Consider the following 16,112-nt stretch of genomic DNA (forward strand, 5'->3'; position numbering starts at 1 on the left):
GCTGGCCGGGCTTCAGCGTCTGACCGCTGCCGAGCCGCCCGCGATGAGCGCTTCGACTTCGGCGAGGGTGGCCATGGAGACGTCGCCGGGCGTGGTCATGGTGAGGGCGCCGTGGGCGGTGCCGTAGGCGAGGGCGTGTTCGAGGGAGGCGCCGGTGAGCAGTCCGTAGATGAGGCCGGCGGCGAAGGCGTCGCCGGAGCCGATGCGGTCCAGGATGTGCAGACCTGGCATCCGCGGCCCCGGGACGAAGCCCGTTTCGGCGGACCACGCGGCCGACGACCAGTCGTTGACCCCGGCGGAGGGTACTTCGCGCAGGGTCGTGGCCAGGACCTTGGCCTGGGGCACGAGGCCGGCCGCGGCGGAGAGCGCGTCGGGTACCTCGTCCGCTGCTGTGTGTGTCGCGCCGGGATGCTCTCCGGTCAGGGCGAGGGCTCCGACGACGACGTCGGCGTGGCCGGCGAGTCGTAGGTCGGTTTCGCGGGCTCGTTGTGGGCCGCCCCGGTCGGCCCAGAGGCTGGGGCGGTAGTTGGGGTCGTAGGAGACGGTGACGCCGTGGCGGCGGGCGGTGGTCATGGCCTCCTCGGCGACGTCGGCGGTGCTGTCGGAGAGGCCGGCGAAGATGCCGCCGGTGTGGAACCAGCGGGGGCCGGTGGCGAAGAGGGTGTCCCAGTCGACGTCTCCCTTCCCGAGTTGCGAGACGGCGGTGTGGGCGCGGTCGCTGACGCCGAGGGCGCCGCGAATGCCGTAGCCGCGCTCGACGAAGTTGAGGCCGTTGCGGGTGGTGCGGCCGATGCCGTCGTCGGGTGTCCAGCGGATGTGGGCGGTGTCGACGCCGCCCTGGAGGATCAGGTCCTCGACGAGCCGGCCCACCGCGTTGTCGGTGAGGGCGGTGGCGATGGCGGTGCGCAGTCCGAAGCAGCGGCGCAGTCCGCGGGCGACGTTGTATTCGCCGCCGCCTTCCCACACCTGGAAGGTGCGTGCGGTGCGGATGCGGCCTTCGCCCGGGTCGAGGCGGAGCATCACCTCGCCGAGTGCGATCACGTCGGTCATGGCGTGCTCCTGTCCACGGCTTCGGCGGTGAGGCGGCGGATGGCCGTGTAGTCGCCGTGGGCGAGATGGGTGCGGGTGGCCATCCAGCTGCCGCCGACGGCGAGCACCGCCGGTTCGGGGAGATAGGCGGTCAGGAGTTCGGCGTCGATACCGCCGGTCGGCACGAAGCGTGCCTGCGGGAAGGGCGCGCTGAGGGCCCGCAGGGTGGCCAGGCCGCCCAGGGCTTCGGCGGGGAACAGCTTCACCGTGTCGAGACCGGCTCGCAGAGCCCGCATCAACTCGGTCGCCGTCGCGATTCCAGGAACGACGGGCACACCCAACTCCCCGCATTTCGCTACGACTTGCTCGTCGTAGCCGGGGGAGACGATGAATCGGGCGCCGGCTGCGACGGCGCGTTCTGCCTGTTCGGGGGTGAGGACGGTGCCTGCGCCGACCGTCAGGCCGCCGTGGGCGGCCATCGTCTTGAGTGCCTGTTCGGCGTCGGGGGTGCGGAAGGTGACTTCGGCACAGGTGGCGCCGCCCGCCGTCAGGGCGTCGGCCAGCGCACCGGCCGTCGCTGCGGACGGGATGGTGAGGACCGGCACGATTCGGGCGCCTGCCAGGAGCGAAGCCAGACCGGTGCCGCTCATCGGCCCAGCCATCCGCCGTCTACGGGCAGGGTGATGCCGTGGACGTAGGTGGCGGCGTCGGAGGCGAGGAAGACGGTGGCGCCCGCGAGGTCGTCGGCGTCGCCCCAGCGGCCGGCGGGGATGCGGTCGAGGATGGCCCGGCTGCGTGCGGGGTCGTCCTGGAGGGCTTGGGTGTTGTCGGTGGCGATGTAACCGGGGGCGACGGCGTTGACGTTGACGCCGTGCGGGGCCCATTCGTTGGCGAGGGCCTTGGTCAGGCCGGTGATGCCGTGCTTGGCCACTGTGTAGCCGGGGACGGTGATGCCGCCCTGGAAGCTGAGCAGCGACGCCGTGAAAATGACCTTGCCCCGGCCTCTGGCCACCATGGCCGCTCCCACCGCGCGGGTGAGGGTGAACTGGGCGTTGAGGTTCACCTGGAGGACCAACTCCCAGTCCGCGTCGGTGTGTTCGGCGGCCGGTGCGCGACGGATGGTGCCCGCGTTGTTCACGAGGATGTCCACGGGCCGTTCCCGCTCCGCGAGGTCGGCGCCCAGAGCCCGTACGGCTTCGGGATCGGCGAGGTCGGCGCGGATGGCTTCGAAGGCGCGGCCGGCGGCGGTGACGTCCTTCTCCACCGCGCTGCCGGACTCCTCCAGGTGGGCGCTGACGCCGATGACGTCCGCGCCGGCTTCGGCGAGTGCGCGCGCCATGGCCCGGCCGATGCCGCGCCGGGCGCCGGTGACGACCGCGAGCCTCCCGGTGAGATCGAACATGGTCATACGGCGGCTCCCTGGGTGTCGTCGGTGCAGTCGATGAGGATCTTCATCACGTCGCCGCCGCCCTCCAGCGCCTCGAACGCCGAGGGCGCCTCGGTGAGCGGGACGACCTTGCTGATCAGCCGGTCGGCGGGGATCGTGCCGTCGGCCACCAGGGTCACGGCCTTCTCGAAGTCGGTGCGGTCGTACAGGCGGGCGCCCACGAGGGTGAGTTCGCGCCAGAAGAAGCGGTGGAGGTTGATCTCACGGGGCCGGGGGTGGATGGCCACCAGGCACAGCCGGCCCCGCACCCCCAGCACCTCCACCGCCGTGTCCACACCGGCCGCGGCGCCGGACACCTCGAACGCGACGTCCGCGCCGGCGTCGCCGGTCCAGTCGCGGACCAGGGCGGGCACGTCGGTGTCGGCCGGGTCCCAGGTGGCCAGTCCCGACTCCTCGGCCAGCAGCCGTCGGTGGGCGCTGAGCTCCACCACCCGGACCTCGGCTCCGGCGGCGCGTGCGACGAGGGCGATGAGGATCCCGACGGGTCCGCCACCGACCACGACGACCTTCTCGCCCTCGGCGACGGCGGCACGGCCGACATCGTGCACGGCGACCGCTGTGGGCTCGACCAGCGCCGCCCGGTCCAGCGGAAGGAATTCGGGCAGCCGGACCAGGGTGGAGGCGGGCACCGTCCAGCGTTGTTGCATGGCACCGGGGGAGTCGATGCCGATGAAGTCGAGGTGCTGGCAGATGTGCTGATGGCCGGCGTTGCAGGCGGGACAGGTGTCGTCCCAGCGCAGCGGCATCACGGTGACCGCGTCCCCGGGCGCCCAGCCCTCCACGCCGGGGCCGACGCGGACCACGCGGCCGGACATCTCATGTCCGAGGACGGCGGGTGTGCGGACCCGGGTGTCCATGTCGCCGTGGAAGATGTGCAGGTCGGTGCCGCAGATACCGACGAAGGCGGGGGCCAGTTCCACTTGGCCGGGTCCGGGCTCGACGGTGTCGACGGGAGAGGTGTCGAGAGCTCGGGCGGCCAGGTAACGCACGGCGAGTGTCATCGCGGGGTCAGGGTCCTTTCAGCGCGGACGCCGATCGTCAGCAGCAGGTTGGCGTAGGTACGGGTGTCGGCGGTGACGAGCGCCAGCGCCAGGTCGGGGGAGCGGGCGGCGTCGTAGAACTGGAAGCGGCCGAGTGTGTCGACCGGGAGGGGAGTCAGACGGGCGCGGTACTCGGCGATGGCCGGCGGTTCCGGTTCGCCCGGGGGCGGCACCATCACATGGGCGGACTCGACGGGTATCGCCCGCAGCAGGACGTCCAGCACGGTGGTGACGTCCAACAGGCCGGGGGCCAGGTTGAGATGGACGGTCCGGGCGCGTTCCCCGGTCGCGGTGCTCGCCGGGTAGTGGCCGTCGGCGAGCAGGACGCGGGCGCCGTGGCCGGCTCCGGCCAGCGCTTCCAGTATTCCGGGGTGCAGCAGGTCGGTCAGGAGCACGATGTGCCCTCCTTCCTCTCAAAGAGGCGTCAGGGAAAGGGAGTTCAGGTGGTAGAAAGCGGTCGCGGTGTCGGCGAGGATCGCCGACGTCTCGGCGGCGGAGCAGCCGACGAGCAGTTCCTCGACGGCGGCGGCCCAGCGGTTCCAGCCGCCCGCGAGGACACAGACCGGCCAGTCGGAACCGAACATCAGCCGGTCGGAGCCGAAGGCGGACAGCAGCACGTCCCACACCGGGCGGATGCCGGCAGTCGTCCAGTTCCGCCGGTCGGCCTCCGTGACCAGGCCCGACACCTTGCAGCGCACCTGAGGGTGCGCGGCCAGCCTCCGCAACTGCCTTTCCCAGTTGCCCAGTTCACCCCGGACGATGGGCGGCTTGCCCGCGTGGTCGAGGACGATCGGCAGATCGGGGAAGCGTTCCGCGAGGTGGACCGCCTGGTCGAACCGGTGGCTGCGGATCAGGACGTCGTACGCCAGTCCGCGCTCGCCCACCGCCCGCAACCCCCTCTCCACGGAAGGCCGTTGCAGCCACGCCGGGTCCGATTCGCCCTGTACGAGGTGGCGCAGGGCGCGGAGGTACGGGCCGCCGGGCCCGGCGAGCAGGTCGTCGAGCGTGTCCCCGGCGGCCGGGGAGGTGAGGTCCACCCAGCCGACGACCGCGCCGATCAGCGGGTCGGCGCCGGCCAGGGCGAGCAGTTCCCGTGTCTCGGACACGGAGGCCACGCACTGGACGACCACCGTGCTCGTCGGCTCCCGTCCGGCGATCGGCCGGGTCGCCGCCGAGCGCAGGTCGGCCGCGCCGAAGGAGCGGCGGACGGGCTCGTGACCGGGCTCGTCCAGCCAGGGCTGCGGTCGGCGGTCCAGGTCCCACAGGTGATGGTGGGCGTCCACCAGACGCCGGCTGTCAGACACGGGAGGCCCAGACCGGCCCGTCCGGATACGTGTACTCCTTGAGGGAGTCCTGGTGCATCTGCGCGCTCAGCCCGGGAAGGGCGGGAGCGAGATAGTGGCCGTCGGTGATGCGCACCGGGTCGACGAAGTGTTCGTGCAGGTGGTCGACGTACTCGATGACGCGGTCCTCAAGGGTGGCGGAGACGGCGATGTAGTCGAACATCGACAGGTGCTGGACCATCTCGCACAGGCCGACCCCGCCGGCGTGCGGGCAGACGGGCACGCCGAACTTCGCGGCGAGCAGCAGGATCGCGATGTTCTCGTTGACGCCGCCGACCCGGGCGGAGTCGATCTGCACGATGTCCACCGCACCGGCCTGGAGCAGCTGCTTGAAGACGACCCGGTTGGCGATGTGCTCGCCGGTGGCGACCTTGATGGGGCTGAGGGCCTTGCGGACGGCGGCGTGGCCGAGGATGTCGTCGGGGGAGGTGGGCTCCTCGATCCAGTACGGGTCGTAGGGGGCCAGTTCGCGCATCCAGTCGATCGCGGGCTGGACGTCCCATCTCTGGTTGGCGTCCACGGCGATGCGAATGCCGTCCCCGACCGCCTCACGGGCGGCGCGCATCCGCCGTACGTCGTCCTCCAGGGAGGCGCCGACCTTCAGCTTGATCTGGGTGAAGCCGTCCGCGACGGCCTCGCGGGCGAGGCGGGCCAGTTTCTCGTCGGAGTAGCCGAGCCAGCCGGGGGTGGTGGTGTAGGCGGGGTAACCGCGCTCCAGCAGCCGGGCGATGCGCTCCTCGCGGCCCGGTTCGGCGCGGCGCAGGATCTCCAGCGCCTCTTCGGGGGTGAGGGCGTCGCTGAGCCAGCGGAAGTCGACCTGGGCGACCAGTTCCTCCGACGGCATCTCGCCGAGGAAGCGCCAGACGGGCTTGCCGGCGCGCTTGGCGGCGAGGTCCCAGGCCGCGTTGACGACCGCGCCGGTCGCCATGTGGATGGCGCCCTTCTCCGGGCCCAGCCAGCGCAGTTGGGGATCGTGCACCAGGGAACGGGAGAACGCGCCGAGGTCGGCGCAGACCTCGGCGACCGACAGGCCCACCACGTGCGGGGCGAGGGCTGCGATGGCCGCGGCCTGGACGTCGTTGCCGCGGCCGGTGGTGAAGGCCAGGGCGTGGCCCTCCAGGCCGTCGGCGGCGTCGGTGCGCAGCACGACGTAGGCGGCGGAGTAGTCGGGTTCGGGGTTCATCGCGTCCGAGCCGTCCAGGTGCTCGGACGTCGGGAAGCGCACGTCGAGCACGTCCAGGGCGATGATGCGGGCAGATGCCGATACGGGGGACTCGGTCGCGGACATGGCAACTCCTAGGGGGCAGGGGCGTGGACCCTGCGGCGATTGGGGAACGACGACGGCGGAGGGCGGGGCCGCGCGGTCACGGTGGATCCGGCGACGGCCGCCCGTTCAGTCCTGGACCTTGCCGCCCGTGATGCGCGAGATCATCAGCGCGACCAGGATGATCAGGCCGTTGAGGGCGCCGATCCACTGCGCGGGCACGCCGCCCAGGGTGAGCACGTTCTGGATCATGAAGAGCAGCAGGATGCCGCTGAAGGCCCCGAACATGGTGCCCTTGCCGCCGTTGAGGCTGATCCCGCCGATGACGGCGGCGGCGAAGACGGTGAAGATGTAGCCGTTGCCCTGAGCGGAGGCCACCGAGGCCAGCCGTCCGGACAGCAGCAGTCCGGCGAGGGCGGCCAGCAGGCTGCCGGTGACCAGGACGATCCACAGCACCCGGTCGGTACGGATCCCGGCCGCCTTCGCGGCGTCGACGTTGCCGCCGATGGCGTACAGGGAGCGGCCGAAGCTGGTCCAGCCGAGGACCACGACGGCCACCGCGAACAGTGCCAGGCAGAGCCAGATGGAGGCGGGCATCCCGAACCACTGTGCCGTGCCCAGGTAGAGCATCGACTCCGGCAGCTGGAAGAAGGTCTGGCCGCCCGAGATGCCGGTCAGGACACCGCGCAGGACGATCAGCATGCCGAGGGTGACGATGAAGCCGTTGAGGCCGAAGCGGATGATCAGCAGCGCGTTGACCACGCCGATCAGCGCGCCCACGGCGAGCGTGACCGGGATCGCCCAGGCGCCGGGAAGGAGCCCCAGTCCGTGTCCCGCGCCGGTCGGCACCACCAGCCAGGCGGCCACACCGGGCGCGAGGCCCATGGTCGATTCCAGGGAGAGGTCCATCTTCTTGACGATCAGGATCATCGTCTGGGCGAGGACCAGCAGCGCGATCTCGGACATGGTCTGCAGTACGTTGATCAGATTGTCGGCCTGAAGGAAGACAGGGCTGACGATCTGGCCGACGATCGCGATCACCACGATGGCGGGGACGAGCGCGAGGTCGCGCAGCCTGGCCACCGGTATCCGGCCGCCGAACAGCGCGGTCCGCCCGGTCCCGGACTCGGTGGCCTTGGGCGCGGGTGTCTCGGCGAGGACGGTTTCAGGCATGGAGGTCCACTCCTTCCATCGCGGCCACGAGGTCGTGGTCGTGCCAGCCGCGGGTGATCTCTGAGGTCACTCGGCCCTGGAACATCACCAGGACCCGGTCGCACATGCGCAGGTCGTCGAGCTCGTCGGAGGCGATGAGCACACCGGTGCCGGTCCGAGCGGTCTCCTCGACCTTGTCGAGGAGGAACTCCTTGGAGCGCACGTCCACACCCGCCGTCGGGTTGATCAGCACCAGCAGCCGAGGGGCGTCGGCCAGGGCGCGGGCCATGACGACCTTCTGCTGGTTGCCCCCGGACAGGGAGGAGACGGGCAGCTCGGGACCGGGTGTCTTGATCGCCAGGTTCTCGATCATGCCCTCGGCGAGCCGGTCCCGGGTGCGGCTGCTGAGGAACCCGTTCCTGCCGATCCGGTGGGGCACGGACAGGGTGGCGTTGTCCGCGATCGACATGTCGGGTACGAAGCCCTGGTGGTGGCGGTCCTGCGGGACGAATCCCGCGCCCGCGGCGAGCGCGGCGGGGACACTGCCCGGCCGGGGACGCTGACCGGCGATGGCGACCTGGCCGCCGTCCGCCGCCCTGAGTCCCACGACGGTCTCGGCGACCTCCGTGCGACCGCTGCCGGCCGCCCCCGCGAGCCCGACCATCTCGCCGGCGCCCACCCGGAAGGTGACGCCGTCGTAGGTGTCGCCGCTCAGTTCGCTGACGCTCAGAGCCGCGGTCGCCTCGGCGGCCAGGGAACCGGCCCGCTCCTCGCGACGGTCGGTCGCTGCCTCGCCGGTCATGGCGGCGACGAGTTCGGTTCGGGGGAGTTCGGTCACCGGCGCGGTCAGGATGTGCCGGGCGTCCCGGAACACCGTCACCATGTCGCAGATCTCGTAGACCTCCTGGAGGTGGTGACTGATGAACAGGAAGGTCACGCCCTGGCGTTGCAGGTCGCGGATGCGGTCGAAGAGCCGGTTGATCGCCGCGCCGTCGAGCTGGGCGGTCGGCTCGTCGAGAATGATGAACCGGGCGCCGAAGGACAACGCGCGGGCGATCTCGACGAACTGCCGCTGCTCCACGTCCAGTTCACCGGCCAGGGTCTGCGGATCCACGTCCACCGACCAGGCCGACAGCAGTTCCCGCGCACGACGCCGCACACCCCGCCAGGTGATGAGCCGGCCCCGGCCGTGCTCGTGCCGGTTCAGGAAGAGGTTCTCGGCGACGGTCAGGGTGGGGATGATCGTCGACTTCTGGTAGACACAGGCCACCCGTCTGCGCCAGGCGTCCCGGTCCGCGGGCCGGGGGGCCGGGACGCCGCCGAAGGCGACCGTGCCCTCGTCCGGGGCCTGAAGCCCGGTGAGGACGGACACCAGGGTCGACTTGCCGGCTCCGTTGCGACCGACGAGTGCATGTGTCTCGCCGGGCCTGATGGTGATCCGGGCGCCGTTGAGCGCCACCGTCGGACCGAATCGTTTGACTATGCCCGTCGCCTCGACGACGGGCGGGCCCGCCGGGGCCCGGCCGTCGTCCGCCGGGGCGGGCGCGGGGGTGACTGCTCGCTCCCCGTCGCTCATCTCAACCGCCTTGTGTCCGTGTGTCATTGGGGCTGTCTGGCAGGGGTTCAGCCGAGGTTGTTGCCCCACAGGGACTTGTCGTCGCTCTTCAGGCTTGCCACGCCGCCGTAGGTACCGCCGTCGGCGGTGACCAGCGGGGCGGAGAGCTGGTCCTCCAGCAGGCCGTCACGGACCTGGATGATGGTGCTGTCGTGGTCCGTCCTGCCGGGCTTGAACGTCTTCCCGTCGATGGCGGCCTTCAGGTAGTACAGGGCGTACTTGGCGTAGAGGTCGGCCGGCTGGGAGACGGTGGCGTCGATCCTGCCCTCGGCGATGGACCTGAGTTCCTCGGGGATGCCGTCGTTGGAGACGACGAACACGTGCTTCTTGTCCGAGGGTTCGACCAGCAGGCCCTTCTGCTTGAGGACCTGGAGGGTGCCGGCCAGGGCGAAACTGGACTGCATGTAGACGCCCTTGATGTCCGGGTTGGCCGTCAGGTCCGTCTGGAGCTTCTGCGCGGCGACGGCACCGTCCCAGTTGGTGGCCTCGCCGAACACCTTGATGTCCGGGTAGTTCTTCTTCATGCAGTCGTTGAACGCCTCGGTGCGGTCACGGCCGTTGATGGAGTCCAGGCCGCCCTGGAGCATGACGACCTTGCCCTTGCCGCCGAGCTTGGTGCCCAGGAACTGGCATGCCTTCTCGCCGTACGCCCGGTTGTCGGCGCGGACCACCATGAAGACCTTGCCGCTGTCGGGGCGGGTGTCGACGGTGACGACCGGGATCTTCTTCGCCTCCAGCTGCGCCAGCGTCGGCGCGATGGCGGCGGTGTCCTGCGGGGCCATCGCCAGGCCCTTGACGCCCTGGCTGATGAACGTCTGCGCGTTGGCGGTCAGCTTGGCGACGTCGTTCTGCGAGTTGGTGGTCTTGAGGGAGAGGCCGAGTTCCTTCGCGTACTCCGGCGTGTACTTGATGTACGAGTTCCAGAAGTCGGTGTCGGAGCGCGGGTAGTCGACGCCGATCAGCGGTGTGCCGTCACTCGACGCGCCGGTGCTGCCGGAGCCGCCGCAGGCGGTCAGCAGAGCCAGCGCGGAGAGGACGGAGGCGGCGGAACAGAGGGCGGTTCTGACTCTCATCGGTACTTCCTCACGCTGGTCCCGTAGCGGGAGATGTTTCGGATGGGCGACAACCGTGTGTCACAGCTCGGAGAGATGGGATGTATATATAGGCGAGCAGTTGAAGGCCTGTCCAGTCTCTCGCGCAATGTGCCCGTTAAATACGGTTTTGCGTGTGAGCTCGGCACTCAAGGTGGCAGGTTCAAGGTCAAATCCATCCCATCAATCGCGAAGGATTCATGAGGCGATTCAGCCATGCCGCGGCGGCGAGACATACCATGTCTTCAGAGTGTTCAAGCATGATGAAATATGAAGAAAGAGACAAAACCCCTGGTCAAGGAGTGCTTTTCATCCCTGCGTAACCGTTGACATGCCCGGGACGCATGGACGACCTTCGTCCGTAACTACCGGCACCGCATCAGGGATGTCCCATGTCGAGTTCGATCAACAGGCGCCACTTCCTCGCGAGCGCCACCTTCGTGGCCGCGGCAACGGTCGCCGACGGCCTGTTCGGCGCTGGTGGCGCGCAGGCGGCACCCAGCACGTACACACCCGACTGGAACTCGGTCGACCAGCACCCGCCGGCTCCGGAGTGGTTCCAGGACGCCAAGTTCGGCATCTACTTCCACTGGGGTGTCTTCAGCGTTCCCGCGTACGACAACGAGTGGTACCCGCGCAGCATGTACTCGGCCGGCAGCAACGCCAACACGCACCACATCGCGACCTACGGACAGCCGTCGGCCTGGCCGTACCACAACTTCATCAACGGAGCGAAGGACCTGGCGGGCAACACCGTCCAGTTCGCCCCGAAGCTGAAGTCGGCGGGCGGCAACTTCGACCCCGACGAGTGGGTGCAGCTGTTCGTCGACGCGGGCGCGAAGTTCGCCGGGCCGGTCGCCGAGCACCACGACGGTTTCTCGATGTGGGACAGCCAGGTCAACGAGTGGAACTCGGTCGCCAAGGGGCCGAAGCTCGACCTGCTGGGCCTGTTCACCACGGCCGTCCGAAGCCGGGGCCTCAAGCTGCTGGTCGCCATGCACCACGCGTACAACTACAACGGCTTCTACGAGTTCGCGCCCGCGCAGACGGACACCAGTCTGAAGAAGCTCTACGGGCAGCTCGGCGCGGCGGCGGAGAACCAGCTCTGGTACGACAAGCTCAAGGAGGTCATCGACCGGGCCGAGCCCGACATCCTCTGGCAGGACTTCAAGCTGGACGCGGTCGACGAGACGCAGCGCCTGAAGTTCCTGTCGTACTACTACAACCGGGCCAACAGCTGGGGCCGTGAGGTCGTCGCCACGTACAAGGACGGCATGAACGGCAAGGGCGAGGTCTTCGACTACGAGCGGGGCGGGCCGGGCGACCTCACCACGCCCTACTGGCTGACCGACGACAGCATCTCCAGCTCCAGCTGGTGCTACACGCAGGGCATCGGCTACTACAGCACCCGGCAGATGCTGCACTCGTTCCTCGACCGGGTCAGCAAGAACGGCAACGTGCTGCTGAACATCGCACCCATGGCCGACGGCACCATCCCCCAGGCCCAGAAGGACATCCTGCTCGGCATCGGTGACTACCTGAAGCGCTTCGGCGAGTCGGTGTACTCGACCCGCGCGTGGAGCGTGTACGGCGAGGGTCCGACGAAGATGGGCGGCGGCTCCTTCACCAACCCGACCGCCGGGACGGCCCAGGACATCCGCTTCACCCGGAACAAGACGAACAACGTCCTGTACGCCACCGTCCTTGGCTGGCCCGGCAGTTCCCTGACGATCACGACCCTCGGCTCGGGCCGGATCAACCTCTCGTCCCTGACATCGGTCGAACTGCTCGACTCGACCGCGGGCAGCTACATCAACCTGCCGACACCCGTGCAGAACGCCTCCGGGCTGACGGTGTCCCTGCCGTCCTCGGCGCCCCACACCGCCAACGCCTACGTCCTGAAGCTCACCTTCTCCGACGCCATTCCCAGCCTGCGGCCGCGGACCGGAGCCGTCGCCTTCGGTGACGTCGACTACTCAGGTACCGGCGCCGTACTCGCCGTCGGCGACTACACCGCGAACCAGCTGCAGCAGGCCGGACTGGGCGCACTCAGCCTCTCCTCGCTCTGGCTGGCCCCCGGCTACCGGCTCGTCGGCTACTCGGGCGACAACTTCACCGGCACCTCGTGGACCTTCACCGCAGACAATCCCGACCTCAGAGTCACGGGCAACAACGACCAGGTCACCTCGCTGAGGGTCCAGTTCAACCCGGCGACGTACTTCAGGATCGGCAACATCACCAACGGCCTCGCGCTGGACGGCGGCGGCAGTACCACCTTCGGGGCCAACCTCAAGCAGTGGACATGGGACGGTTCTCCCAACCTTCAGTGGCAGGCGGTCGACGTCGGCAACGGCTACTACAGGCTGGTCAACCGGACCACCGGAATGGTCGCGGACGGCTGGGGTGCCACGTCCGACGGTGCCGTCGCCCGGCAGGCGGCCTGGAACGGCGGAAACAACCAGCAGTGGACGATCACCCACCGGGGTGCCGGCCAGTACTCGATAGCCAACCGCACCACCGGCCTCGTCCTCGACGGCGGCGGCAACGTGGCCTCGGGCTCCGTCACCAAACAGTGGACGTACGGCAGCAGCACCAACCTGCTGTGGACCTTCACGGCCCAGTAGTCCTCGCCCGACGTCACGAGCCAGGTCAAAAGGACAGCCGGTCCCGGACTTCCGGGACCGGCTGTGACCTGCCGGGCCCGCCAACTCGCGGTCGGCGCGCCCGGTGTGCCGAGGCCCGCAGGCCTCCAGCGGCTTTTCCGCCTAGCCGCGGACGGTGTGGACGTCGAAGCGGTAGGAGCCCGACCCGACCTCGAACACGGCAGCCCCGTTCTCCATCCGGAGGAAGCGGACTCCCTTGGCGGTCTCGGCCGGTCGGCCGCCCTCGGTGACGGCCCGGCGGGGCGCGGACGGCACGTGAACCTCCGCGACGGTGTTGACCGGCACGGTCACCTTCAGGTCGAGAGTGCCGTCGCGGGTGCTCCACTTCGAGGAGAGAAGGCCGTAGACGGTCTTGAGGCTTCCGGAGCCCTCGGTCAGGTCTCCGCCGGGCACCGGTGCGATCCGGGAGCGCTTGTAGCCGGGTTCGAGAGCGGAGAGTCCGCCGATGTTCTGGAACATCCAGTCGCCCACGGCGCCGTAGGCGTAGTGGTTGAAGGAGTTCATGTCGACCGGCCCGAAGTCACCGTTGGGCATGATCGAGTTCCACCGCTCCCACATGGTGGTGGCACCGCTGGCCACCTCGTAGCCCCAGGACGGGTAGTCCTTGTGGAGCAGCATCCTGTAGGCGAGGTCGTCGCGGCCGATCCTGCTCAGGGCGGGCAGCAGCAGTGGTGTGCCGATGAAGCCGGTCCGCAGGTGGTAATCGGTCAGTGCGAGCTTGGCGACGAACTTCGCGCCGACCTTCTCGACCAGTGCCGGGTCGGAGACGAGGTTCATGCCGAGAGCCATGGCGTACCCGGTCTGCGAGTTGCCCTTGACCGTGCCGTCGGCGGCGACGTAGGCCGTGGTGAAGGCGGTGCGGATGTCGGCGGAGAGCTTGCCGTATTCGGACGCCGCCGCGTCGTCGCCGAGGGCCTTGGCCATCTCCGCCATCATGCGGGCGTTCTCGGCGTAGTAGGCCGTGCCCAGGATGCCCTGCTCGGTCGGGTCGTTCAGGTGCAGCCAGTCGTTGGTGAAGAACGTGGTGCGGCCGGGCTCGAGAAGATCCGGTCCGGCGCTGTCGCGCACGAACTGGAAGAACTTCCGCATGGCGGGGTAGTTCTCCCGCAGGATGCGGGTGTCGTCGTACGAGCGCCACACCGAGTACGGCACGGTGATCATCACGTCGGACCAGCCGACGCCGCTGTCGCCGAACTGGCCCTGCGGAGTCGGGACGACCGCGGGCAGGTCACCGTTGGTGTACTGGGAGTTGCGGACGTCCGCCATCCAGTGGGACAGGAACGCCCGGGTGTCGACGAGGTAGTTGGCCGTGGGGGCGAACAGGCTGATGTCTCCGGTCCATCCCAGACGCTCGTCGCGGGCGGGGGTGTCGGTGGGGATGGAGAGGAAGTTGCCCCGCTGGCTCCAGGAGATGTTGCTCACCAGTTGGTCGAGCATGGCGTCCGAGGTTTTCAGCGTGCCGGTGGACGGGAGGTCGGATCCCCACACGACGCCCTTGACGGCGGAGAGCGCGGGAGGCCCGCTCACCCCGGTGATCTCGATGTAGCGGAATCCGTGCTGTGTGAAGGTGGGTTCGTAGGTGACCGTTCCGGCCTTGGCGAAGGTGTAGCGGTCGGTGACCCGGGCGGTGCGGAAGTTGTCGGTGTAGAGGGTGCCGTTCTTGTTGAGCACCTCCGCGTAGCGGATCCGGACGGTCTGGCCGGCGGACCCGGTGAGGGTCAGCCGGGAGACTCCGACCATGTTCTGCCCGAGGTCGTAGACGTAGGTGCCGGTGGTGGGCTCGGTCAGCTCGCGGGCCTTGAGCACCTGGGTCGCACGCACCGGTTCGTCGCTCTGCGGAACCAGGAGGGCGGTCCGGGACTCCACGCTCGCGACGGGCTCCCACGCCGAGTCGTCGAAGCCGGGCCGGCTCCAGCCCGACGGCTTCAGACGGGCGTCGTAGGTCTCGCCGTCCTGCAGGTCGGCCCGGGTGTAGGGGCCTTCAGCCGCTTTCCAGGAACCGTCCGTGGCGATCCACTGGACCGAGCCGTCGGTGTAGGTGATGCGCATCTTCGCCACGAGCGCGGGGGTGTCCCCGTACTGGTGGCTCCAGCCGATGCCGACCTTGCCGGCCCACCAGCCGTTCGCCAGGGACGCGCCGATCGCGTTGTCGCCGCGGGCGAGCAGTTTCGTCGCGTCGTACGTCTGGGACTGGATGCGCTTGTGGTAGTTCGTCCAGCCCGGGGCGAGCTTCTGGTCGCCGACCGGCTTGCCGTTGATCTCCAGCGCGTACACACCGAGCGCCGACGCGTAGACCCGTGCGGAGGCGATCTTCTTGCCGGTCTTGGTCGCGAAGCCCTTGCGCAGCAGTGGCAGCGTCCGGACCGAGGGCTCGGCCAGGGCGTCCGTGGTGCCGGACACCACGAGGGCGGAGCCGACGATCGCACCGCCGGTGAACGGGTTCTGGTCGGCGGCGAAGTCGGTGTCGAGCAGCGTGCCGCCGTCGGCCGCCGTCACCACGGCGTCGTAGACGGTTCCCTGCTCGCCGCAGCATCCGTGGGTACGGAAACCGACGTAGCCCTTGCTGAACGTGGTGTCCGTGAAGGTGTTGACCAGCTTGCCGTCGAGGGTCGTCCTGATCGTGCTGCCCGTCACGTCGAAGCGGACGGTGTGCCGGTCGGCGAGGAGACTCGCGTCGGTGAAGCCGAACGGTGCGAGATCCACCTCCTGCAGCACGCTGTAGTTGCCCTTGACCTGCTTGTGCAGCCTCAGCATCGGGGTCGGGCCCGTGACGTTGAACTGCCACATGTAACCGTTGGTCGTGTCGGAGGCGCGCAGGAACATGCCGAGGGCGGCGCTGTCGATCTTGAACTCGACCGTGGCGACGTAGTCGGTCCACTTGTCCAGCTCACTCGCCGCCTCGGGCCGCGTGATCCACTGGGCGCCGTCCCAGTCGCCGGAGTCCAGCAGACCCGTCTCGAAGTGCGCGGGCACGCTCCACCGGCTCGCGGCGTTCCTGTCGTCCCAGGCCCGCACGCGCCAGTAGTAGCGGGTGCCCGGCTTCAGGGCAGGACCGCCGTACCGGACACCGGTCTGGCGGTCGGACGCGACCTTGCCGGACTTCCACACATCGGCGGACCCCGGTGCGAGTCCGACCTGGATCTCGTACGCCTTCTGCGAGGTCCCCCGCCGGTCCGACGTGGACTGCCAGCCGAAGACGGGGTCCTCACCGCCGATGCCCAGGGGGTTCACCCGGCCGTTGGTGGTCGGAGTCGTCACGGAGATCCCCGCGTCCTGGACCGACGAGGCAGGAGACGCGGACGCGGGCACGACCGCTGTGCCTCCGACCACGGCGAACACGAGAAAACCTCTGAGAAGTACGTACAGCAGCGAGCGTTTACGGAGCATGGCATCCCCATGTGAAGTGTTTGACGCCGTCAGGTGTTCGCGGCCGGTGTCGACGCGAAGCGCGGTGTGCGGTGGGCGGTG

Annotated in this window: 12 protein-coding genes; 1 reads left to right on the top strand and 11 read right to left on the bottom strand. The window is 69.4% G+C overall.

The window, feature by feature from the left end; all coding sequences use genetic code 11:
• Positions 1 to 12: 12 nt before the first annotated feature.
• The 10 genes from OHN74_RS39045 to OHN74_RS39090 form a co-directional block, all read right to left on the bottom strand.
• Positions 13 to 1,050 carry a sugar kinase gene (locus OHN74_RS39045; RefSeq protein WP_327699282.1) on the bottom strand — a complete coding sequence of 346 codons (1,038 nt, stop codon included), beginning with the start codon at positions 1,048 to 1,050 and terminating at the stop codon, positions 13 to 15.
• Positions 1,047 to 1,679, bottom strand: coding sequence for a bifunctional 4-hydroxy-2-oxoglutarate aldolase/2-dehydro-3-deoxy-phosphogluconate aldolase (locus OHN74_RS39050; protein WP_327699283.1), 633 nt, complete (start codon positions 1,677 to 1,679; stop codon positions 1,047 to 1,049). The genes OHN74_RS39045 and OHN74_RS39050 overlap by 4 nt, the downstream gene beginning before the upstream one ends.
• On the bottom strand, positions 1,676 to 2,437 hold the full coding sequence (locus OHN74_RS39055) for an SDR family oxidoreductase (protein WP_327699284.1): 762 nt from the start codon (positions 2,435 to 2,437) through the stop codon (positions 1,676 to 1,678). Before OHN74_RS39055 ends, OHN74_RS39050 begins: the two co-directional genes overlap by 4 nt.
• Positions 2,434 to 3,477, bottom strand: coding sequence for a zinc-dependent alcohol dehydrogenase (locus tag OHN74_RS39060; RefSeq protein WP_327699285.1), 1,044 nt, complete (start codon positions 3,475 to 3,477; stop codon positions 2,434 to 2,436). The genes OHN74_RS39055 and OHN74_RS39060 overlap by 4 nt, the downstream gene beginning before the upstream one ends.
• Positions 3,474 to 3,911 (bottom strand): RbsD/FucU domain-containing protein, encoded by a 438-nt coding sequence (locus OHN74_RS39065; RefSeq protein ID WP_327699286.1) that lies wholly within the window; start codon positions 3,909 to 3,911, stop codon positions 3,474 to 3,476. The genes OHN74_RS39060 and OHN74_RS39065 overlap by 4 nt, the downstream gene beginning before the upstream one ends.
• 18 nt (positions 3,912 to 3,929) lie before the next feature.
• A complete protein-coding gene (locus OHN74_RS39070) occupies positions 3,930 to 4,820 on the bottom strand; it encodes an amidohydrolase family protein (protein WP_327699287.1) in 891 nt (296 codons plus the stop codon).
• Positions 4,813 to 6,147, bottom strand: a complete 1,335-nt coding sequence (locus OHN74_RS39075) for an L-fuconate dehydratase (protein ID WP_327699288.1) — start codon at positions 6,145 to 6,147, stop codon at positions 4,813 to 4,815. The genes OHN74_RS39070 and OHN74_RS39075 overlap by 8 nt, the downstream gene beginning before the upstream one ends.
• A gap of 105 nt (positions 6,148 to 6,252) precedes the next feature.
• Complete coding sequence (locus OHN74_RS39080) at positions 6,253 to 7,296, bottom strand: ABC transporter permease (protein WP_327699289.1); 1,044 nt, start codon at positions 7,294 to 7,296, stop codon at positions 6,253 to 6,255.
• Positions 7,289 to 8,851 carry a sugar ABC transporter ATP-binding protein gene (locus tag OHN74_RS39085; protein WP_327699290.1) on the bottom strand — a complete coding sequence of 521 codons (1,563 nt, stop codon included), beginning with the start codon at positions 8,849 to 8,851 and terminating at the stop codon, positions 7,289 to 7,291. Before OHN74_RS39085 ends, OHN74_RS39080 begins: the two co-directional genes overlap by 8 nt.
• 47 nt (positions 8,852 to 8,898) lie before the next feature.
• Complete coding sequence (locus OHN74_RS39090; RefSeq protein ID WP_327699291.1) at positions 8,899 to 9,963, bottom strand: sugar ABC transporter substrate-binding protein; 1,065 nt, start codon at positions 9,961 to 9,963, stop codon at positions 8,899 to 8,901.
• Positions 9,964 to 10,373: 410 nt separating this feature from the next.
• On the opposite strand from OHN74_RS39090, the gene OHN74_RS39095 reads away from it, so the two are divergent.
• Positions 10,374 to 12,605 (top strand): alpha-L-fucosidase, encoded by a 2,232-nt coding sequence (locus OHN74_RS39095; RefSeq protein ID WP_327699292.1) that lies wholly within the window; start codon positions 10,374 to 10,376, stop codon positions 12,603 to 12,605.
• A gap of 141 nt (positions 12,606 to 12,746) precedes the next feature.
• Here OHN74_RS39095 and OHN74_RS39100 read toward each other — a convergent pair whose 3' ends face one another.
• Complete coding sequence (locus OHN74_RS39100) at positions 12,747 to 16,031, bottom strand: family 78 glycoside hydrolase catalytic domain (protein WP_327699293.1); 3,285 nt, start codon at positions 16,029 to 16,031, stop codon at positions 12,747 to 12,749.
• Positions 16,032 to 16,112: the final 81 nt, after the last annotated feature.

The sequence above is a fragment of the Streptomyces sp. NBC_00459 genome (genome assembly GCF_036013955.1).
Taxonomy (GTDB): Bacteria; Actinomycetota; Actinomycetes; order Streptomycetales; family Streptomycetaceae; genus Streptomyces.

What these genes read in the sequence shown, in the direction of transcription:
- OHN74_RS39055 (WP_327699284.1), bottom strand. Translation starts at nt 2,437, where the DNA reads ATGACCATGTTCGATCTCACCGGGAGGCTCGCGGTCGTCACCGGCGCC.
- OHN74_RS39095 (WP_327699292.1), top strand. Translation starts at nt 10,374, where the DNA reads ATGTCGAGTTCGATCAACAGGCGCCACTTCCTCGCGAGCGCCACCTTC.
- OHN74_RS39050 (WP_327699283.1), bottom strand. Translation starts at nt 1,679, where the DNA reads ATGAGCGGCACCGGTCTGGCTTCGCTCCTGGCAGGCGCCCGAATCGTG.
- OHN74_RS39075 (WP_327699288.1), bottom strand. Translation starts at nt 6,147, where the DNA reads ATGTCCGCGACCGAGTCCCCCGTATCGGCATCTGCCCGCATCATCGCC.
- OHN74_RS39060 (WP_327699285.1), bottom strand. Translation starts at nt 3,477, where the DNA reads ATGACACTCGCCGTGCGTTACCTGGCCGCCCGAGCTCTCGACACCTCT.
- OHN74_RS39045 (WP_327699282.1), bottom strand. Translation starts at nt 1,050, where the DNA reads ATGACCGACGTGATCGCACTCGGCGAGGTGATGCTCCGCCTCGACCCG.
- OHN74_RS39090 (WP_327699291.1), bottom strand. Translation starts at nt 9,963, where the DNA reads ATGAGAGTCAGAACCGCCCTCTGTTCCGCCGCCTCCGTCCTCTCCGCG.
- OHN74_RS39100 (WP_327699293.1), bottom strand. Translation starts at nt 16,031, where the DNA reads ATGCTCCGTAAACGCTCGCTGCTGTACGTACTTCTCAGAGGTTTTCTC.
- OHN74_RS39085 (WP_327699290.1), bottom strand. Translation starts at nt 8,851, where the DNA reads ATGAGCGACGGGGAGCGAGCAGTCACCCCCGCGCCCGCCCCGGCGGAC.
- OHN74_RS39080 (WP_327699289.1), bottom strand. Translation starts at nt 7,296, where the DNA reads ATGCCTGAAACCGTCCTCGCCGAGACACCCGCGCCCAAGGCCACCGAG.